Below are 7116 nucleotides of genomic sequence, written 5' to 3'. Positions count from 1 at the left end.
CCTGTTAAGCCCATTGGCCTGGAAGTTGTTATGGCTAAAGACGGAAAAAAGCCAACCGCCCGAACAAGTCCCCAGTGTGCATTGGGCTTATCTAAGATTAGGAAAACTCGCGGGCTGGAATGACAGCAAACGAAGCGGAATTGTGGGCTGGGAAAGGTTATGGCAAGGATGGTTTAAACTGCAAACCATCCTTGAAGGTTACCAGCTAGCCTTGTCTCTTGAGCAAAAGATGTGATCAAGAGACAGGCTAATGCAGCGGGACTTTAGGTTAAGGAAAACTAGAGTATGCTTGCGGCCATTTTGCGGCGCAGGTAAGCGATTTGCTGCATGTGTGGCAAATCTTTGGGGCAGTTATCTTGGCAGCCGAGTAGCGTCATACAGCCGAACACGCCGTCTTGATTGCCAATCACATGGTAGAAATCATCCGCGCTGCGGCTGTCTCTGCTATCCATTTCAAAGCGGGCAATTTTCATCATGCCAACCGCACCGACAAAGGTGTCACGCATTTGTTTGGTGGCGCAGGCCGACACGCAAACGCCACATTCGACGCAGCGTTCTAGCTCATAGATCCGCGCGGCTTCTTCAGGTGCCATTGGATTTTCGAGGCGATGAATGTCCTGATCATCGGGTTTAGGATGCAGCCAGAGTTTTAAGCGTTCGGCTAATTCGCGCATAAATTTACCCGTGTTCACCGATAAGTCGCCAATCAGCTCGAAGCCAGGTAGCGGCATGAGGGTGATTTCGCCATTAGGATAATTTGCCGTTAACGTGCGACAGGCAAGCGTGGGGAAACCATTGATCACCATGGCGCAACTGCCACAGATGCCCGCGCGGCAGACAAAGTCGAACTGCAGTGAAGGGTCTTGTAGCTCACGTAGTTGATTTAAGGCGATAAACACTGTCATGCCCGGTGTTTCAGTCAACTGATAACGTTCCATCTTTGGCTTGTCTTGGCCATCTTGCGGATCGTAGCGAAAGATATTAAAGCTGATTTGACGGCTCATAGTGGTTTGTTTCCTACCGGTTGGGCTGGAGTGATCGCTAAGGTATCGCTGAGGCGTTCATTAGGAGCCTGCAGGTGGCTTGGCAGCTCGTATGGCATCAGGGCTCGCTGCAGTGTGTCTCTATCGGGGTCATTACCTAAGCTCGCGAGCACTTGATTGATTTCTTGTACGCGTTTTTCGGTATCGGGATGGGCGATAGTATTGTCGTTACCGTAGCCCCGGTATCCCGGTGGTAGCTCCATTTTCATCACATCTAACGCTTCATAACGCAGCACAGGTTCCAGTGACTCGGCATCTGGCCAAGTTGCCAGCGTGCGGTTAAGCCAATCTTTATCGTTGCGTTGTGGGTAATCTTCTCGTGAATGGGCGCCGCGGCTTTCAGTGCGAGCCTCTGCACCACAGGCGACGGTTAGGGCTACTTTCAACATACGGGTGACGCGCAGCGCTTCGACTAACTCAGGATTGGAGTGACGTTTTTTACATTTAAGGCCAAGATTTTTTGCCCGCAGCAGTAAGTCTTTCAAGCCTTTAATGGCTTTATCTAACTCGGGTCCATTACGGAAGATCCCGACGTAGTTCATCATGATGCGTTGCATTTCTTTCTTTATTTGGAAGGGGTTTTCTGTGCCGTTGCCTTCGACCAGTCCATCGATTTCTTGCTGCAATTTATCAATGAATTTTTGAGTCAGCGCAGTATCAATTTCTAAGTCGTTATTCTCACAAAAATCAGCCACATATTTGCCGATGATCATGCCGCCAACCACAGTTTCTGCCACCGAATTACCGCCTAAACGGTTAAAACCATGCATGTCCCAACAGGCCGCTTCTCCGACACTGAACAGTCCTTTGAGTTGTGGACTCTCACCTGTGGCATTGGTGCGCACGCCGCCCATGGAATAATGCTGGGTAGGCCTGACGGGGATCCAATCTTTGCACGGATCGATACCGAGGAAATAATCACAAATCTCTTTCACTTCGCGCAGGTTGGTTTCGATATGCTCACGGCCCAGCTGCGTAATATCCAGCCACAGATGCGGGCCGTAAGGGCTTTCGACTCCATTGCCTTTACGCATGTGCTCTGTCATGCGGCGGGAAACCACATCGCGGGAAGCGAGTTCTTTTTTCTCTGGCTCGTAATCTGGCATAAAGCGATGACCGTCTTTATCACGCAGAATACCGCCATCACCACGACATCCTTCAGTGGTGAGGATCCCCGCGGGCACTATGGCGGTGGGGTGAAACTGCACCGCTTCCATATTGCCTAAGGTGGCGACACCTGTGTCGAGTGCTAACGCTTGGCCTATGCCTTCGCAGATGGTGGCATTGGTCGATATTTCATAAATCTTGCCATAACCGCCAGTGGCGATGGTGGTGGATTTGGCGACATAAGCGCGCAATTCACCTGTGACTAAACATCGGGCAATGACTCCATGACAACGCTTACCGTCATGGATCAGCGACAGGGCTTCAATCCGTTCATGTACTGGAATGCCCATGGAGATAGCTTGGTTATCGACCGCGTACAGTAAAGAGTGGCCAGTGCCGTCGGCGGTGTAACAAGTACGCCATTTTTTAGTGCCACCAAAATCGCGGGCATTGATCAGGCCGTGAGCTTCTTCAGCCTCATTGAGCGTTACCCTTTGTGCGTTCATGATGACTTCACGTGGGCCGGCAGATATTCTCGACCAAGGTACGCCCCAGTTGGTGAGTTCGCGGATCGCTTTCGGTGCAACGTGGGCAAACATGCGTGCGACATCTTGATCGCAGCCCCAGTCAGAACCTTTGACTGTGTCTTGAAAGTGAATGTCTTCGTTATCGCCCATGCCTTTAACGGTATTGCCTAGGCTGGCTTGCATTCCGCCCTGTGCGGCGGCCGAATGTGAACGTTTTGCGGGAATTAACGATAGCACTAAGGTATCTAGGCCTCGCTCTTTGGTGGCAATCGCGACTCTGAGGCCTGCCAATCCTGCGCCAATGACTAATGAGTCTGTATAAATGATTTTCAAATCAGATCCTTATCTAATAATTTAGATAACATTTCATGGATTTATCATTGCGCTCCTCGGGCATAGATGCGCTGCAACTATGTATCAGAGGAGGATCCGTATGTTGTTTGTCTTGCTATATAGGCTAGGTGCGCCGATAGCGTCATGCCCATTACTGAGGAATAAACGGTTGTACTGGCAAAACTAATTCGATACCAATATTGATATAGGTCACTAGGCTTAATGTGCCTAAACACAATAAATAGACGATCAATACTTGCGCGATAGTGCGGATAAGTGGACGGTTACTACTCACACCCCACTTTAATATCACTCGGTATAAACCAACGATGCCGTGGAATAACACGATAGGTAAAAACACCACGTATAAGAGCCAAGCGTTATCGTGGTAAACCCGTTCGGCCGAAAGGTGAGGGCCAATATCAGGGTTTAAAATCATAGTGGCAAGATGGGCTGACACTAAGAAAAACAGTAAGAAACCGGTGATCATCTGCCAGAACCATGCTTGGGTATCTCTATGCTTGATAGTCGACATAAAGCCACGCATCGCTCGCCATTGGCCTAATTGCACTGGAAAACGACGTAGTGCGGTGGCGGCATGTACTGCAACAATCACCAGCATAATGACTGAAATGATCTGGGTCACGATGGGGAAGCCATGACCCGTCGAGCTAAACATACTGCCTTCTAAGAATTGCACCATGTGAAAAAAGGTTTCTTTACCAAATAAAATGCTCGCCTCGAAATGCATATGAAATAAGAGGAAAATACCTAATATAAGCCCAGTCACACTTTGTAAGCAGTCTGCTTGAGCCGACCAAGCTTGGCCAAATGGTCCGCCGTTAATGGCGGTAGGAACACGCGTTTTTGCTGACATTAATTCACCTCTTACTCGATTTGCTATGGCGTGAATGTACCTGCATCACGCCAAAACAAAGTCTATAGATACAGATTAAAAGAAGAGGGTTAATCCATTTGTAGGCATTAGCCCTGAGAGCACTTAGGGTAAAATTGAGCTACAGCATCATGCCGCCAAACAGGAAGGCCAATGCCACACTGGTGGCAATCGTCACAACGCCAGGGACCAGGAACGGATGGTTAAATACCGCCTTACCAATCCGAGTCGAGCCAGTATCATCCATCTCGACCGCAGCCAGTAGCGTGGGGTAAGTCGGTAATACAAACAGCGCGCTGACGGCGGCGAAAGAGGCTACGGCTGTCAATGGACTTACGCCAATCGCCAAGGCTGCTGGCATCAGCGCTTTTGTTGTCGCGCCTTGGGAGTAGAGCAGCATGGAGGCAAAGAATAAGGTTACCGATAATAACCAAGGCTGACTTTGCAGTAAGGTGCCGGCAAGATCTTTGATTTCCTCTATATGATTCGACACTAAGGTATCGCCTAACCAAGCCACACCTAATACACAGACACAGGCTGACATGCCTGACTTGAAGGTGGCCGCATTAGAGATTTCGCTTGCGTCTAACTTACAGAAAATCGTAATAGCGGCAGCTGCCGTAAGCATCAGCACCATAATGGCGGCGTCGCGTGGCAATACAGGGTCAACAATCAAACCGACTTTGTCAGATATCGCAGTGGCGTACGCCATGACAGCCGCAATCGCCAGCAAGAAAATCATCACAGATCGTTTCGCGCCGGCTTTAATCTCGATTTGAGTTGTACCGCGTGTTTTGACTAAACCTTTGGCTAAGCGTTCTTGATAGACAGGATCATCGGCCAGTTCTTTACCCATTAAGTTGGCAACAACGGCTCCGACCATGCAGGCGAGGAAAGTTGAGGGAATACAAACGGCTAACAGTACTAAATAATCTACGCCAAACGGCTCTAAGATGCCTGAGAAGAACACGACAGCCGCTGAAATCGGTGAGGCGGTAATGGCGACTTGAGATGCGACAACGGCAATAGATAAGGGACGAGAGGGGCGAATGCCTTGCTCTTTTGCGACTTCGGCAATAACAGGTAAGGTGGAGAATGCGGTGTGGCCTGTACCCGCAAAAAGTGTCATGAAATAGGTGACGACAGGGGCCAGAAAGGTGATTTGTTTGGGATGCTTACGTAATAATTTTTCTGCCAGTGAGACTAAATAATCCATCCCTCCAGACACTTGCATGGCCGCAATCGCGGTGATAACTGACATAATGATGAGGATCACGTCAATCGGGATATTGCCCGGTTTGAGTCCCATCCCAGCGGTCAGTATCAGTACCCCGACACCGCCAGCGAAGCCGACTCCCATGCTACCCATCCTTGCACCAAGGTAAATAGCCCCGAGGACGATAATTATCTCTAATATAATCATAGTGTTAACTCTATTTTATTTTTAATTTCAATAGCCTGCGCATATTCACTCTGCGCAGGCTTATTCTTGAATCATCGAGTTGTGGGCTGGGGAAGGCTCCCCAGCCCCACTGAGTTACACTTTGGCTTTGCTGGTGTTGCGTTTAGCCTGATATTTAGGATTCATCAGGTTTTCAACTGAGAGAATGTCATCGAGTTCTTCAACCGTTAACAAACCGCGTTCGAGTACCACTTCACGGACATTTTTACCCGTTTGGGCGCAAATCTTGCCTATGATGTCACCTTCATGGTGGCCGATGATTGGGTTAAGGTAGGTCACGATCCCGATAGAGTTCATCACATGGGCCATGCAGATCTCTGGATTTGCTGTGATACCTTCAACGCATTTTTCACGCAGGGAGATACAGGCATTGCCCATCAAACTGAGCGACTCAAACATCGCCTGTCCAATCACAGGTTCCATTACGTTAAGCTGTAATTGGCCAGCTTCGGCAGCCATAGTGATAGTGATATCGTTGCCGACAATCTTAAAGGCAACCTGATTGACGACCTCAGGGATCACAGGGTTAACCTTGGCTGGCATGATGGAGGAACCCGCTTGCAGCTCAGGAAGATTAATCTCCTTCAGACCTGTACGTGGACCCGATGAAAGTAAGCGTAGGTCGTTACAAATCTTGGACATTTTAATCGCCATACGCTTAATTGCACTGTGCAGCATAACGTAGGCACCACAATCAGATGTCGCTTCGATTAAATCTTCCGCTGGCACATAGGCGCGGCCAGTAATGTCTGCCAGATACTTAATGGCTAATGCGGAATAACCGACAGGCGTATTTAGCCCTGTACCAATGGCGGTTGCGCCTAAGTTCACTTCTAACAACAGCTCTTGGCAACGCTTGATGGACTTAATTTCTTCTCGCAATGTAACAGCAAAGGCATGAAACTCTTGGCCTAAGGTCATAGGCACGGCATCTTGCAATTGAGTGCGGCCCATTTTTAAGACGGTTTTAAACTCTGTGGCTTTAGTGTCGAAAGCGCTGATAAGGTCGGTTAATGCATCTAACAGAATATCGGTACTGTTGATGACCGCAATACGGAAACCTGTTGGATAGGCATCGTTAGTCGATTGGCATTTATTGACATGGTCATTAGGGTTGATGACATCGTAACGGCCTTTTTCTAGCCCCATGATTTCCAGTGCAACGTTGGCTAATACCTCATTGGTATTCATGTTGACTGAAGTGCCTGCGCCTCCTTGATAAACATCGACCGGAAATTGATCAACAAATCGACCCGTTGTGAGTATCAGATCGCACGCTTCAATAATTTTGTCAGCGATTTCAGGACTTACAGCGCCTAATTCACTGTTAGCCATGGCAGCGGCTTTTTTTGTTAGCATCATGCCACGGACTAATTCAGGTACATCGGAAATTTTTTGATTACTCAGCTTAAAGTTTTCGATGGCACGTAATGTATGTATGCCATAATAAAATTCATTGGAAACTTCTTTCGTGCCCAATAAATCTTCTTCGATCCGTACGCTATTAGTATCTTTCATTTCGATCCTATTAAATCCAATTAATAGTAAGATATATCTCCGAGTATTGAGTTGTGGATGTGTACAATAAGTATACGTAACACATCAAGAATAACTCATCGAAAACATGAAGGAGAATCGTCTCCTTGACTATCGAAGTAGATCTTAACGCTTTGGCAATAACAGGATTAGGATGGTGATCACTTAACTGTATGAAATAGTGTATTTCTTTTTTTTCTTAGATAAGTCTCT

General features: G+C 48.0%; 5 protein-coding genes and 1 pseudogene. 1 reads left to right on the top strand and 5 read right to left on the bottom strand.

Going from position 1 to position 7116, the window contains the following annotated elements; genetic code table 11:
* Nucleotides 1-235, top strand: a pseudogene (locus tag L5M18_RS19075) (IS4 family transposase); the annotation flags it as partial.
* 43 nt (nt 236-278) lie between these two features.
* Here the strand turns inward: L5M18_RS19075 and L5M18_RS19070 are convergent.
* From L5M18_RS19070 to aspA, 5 genes are all read right to left on the bottom strand, one after another.
* Entirely contained in the window at nt 279-1004 is a 726-nt protein-coding gene (locus tag L5M18_RS19070; protein WP_263198240.1) for a fumarate reductase iron-sulfur subunit, read from the bottom strand.
* Complete coding sequence (locus L5M18_RS19065; protein WP_263198238.1) at nt 1001-3010, bottom strand: fumarate reductase flavoprotein subunit; 2010 nt, start codon at nt 3008-3010, stop codon at nt 1001-1003. Before L5M18_RS19065 ends, L5M18_RS19070 begins: the two co-directional genes overlap by 4 nt.
* Before the next feature lie 151 nt (nt 3011-3161).
* Complete coding sequence (locus L5M18_RS19060) at nt 3162-3887, bottom strand: fumarate reductase cytochrome b subunit (RefSeq protein ID WP_263179777.1); 726 nt, start codon at nt 3885-3887, stop codon at nt 3162-3164.
* A gap of 139 nt (nt 3888-4026) precedes the next feature.
* On the bottom strand, nt 4027-5328 hold the full coding sequence (locus L5M18_RS19055; RefSeq protein ID WP_113940028.1) for an anaerobic C4-dicarboxylate transporter: 1302 nt from the start codon (nt 5326-5328) through the stop codon (nt 4027-4029).
* Nucleotides 5329-5442: 114 nt separating this feature from the next.
* On the bottom strand, nt 5443-6885 hold the full coding sequence (aspA, locus tag L5M18_RS19050) for an aspartate ammonia-lyase (RefSeq protein WP_212600104.1): 1443 nt from the start codon (nt 6883-6885) through the stop codon (nt 5443-5445).
* Nucleotides 6886-7116: the final 231 nt, after the last annotated feature.

Origin of the sequence: Shewanella sp. SM20, assembly GCF_025654545.1 — a bacterium.
Classification (GTDB): Bacteria; Pseudomonadota; Gammaproteobacteria; order Enterobacterales; family Shewanellaceae; genus Shewanella; species Shewanella oncorhynchi.
This window is presented reverse-complemented; position numbering and strand designations above follow the sequence as displayed.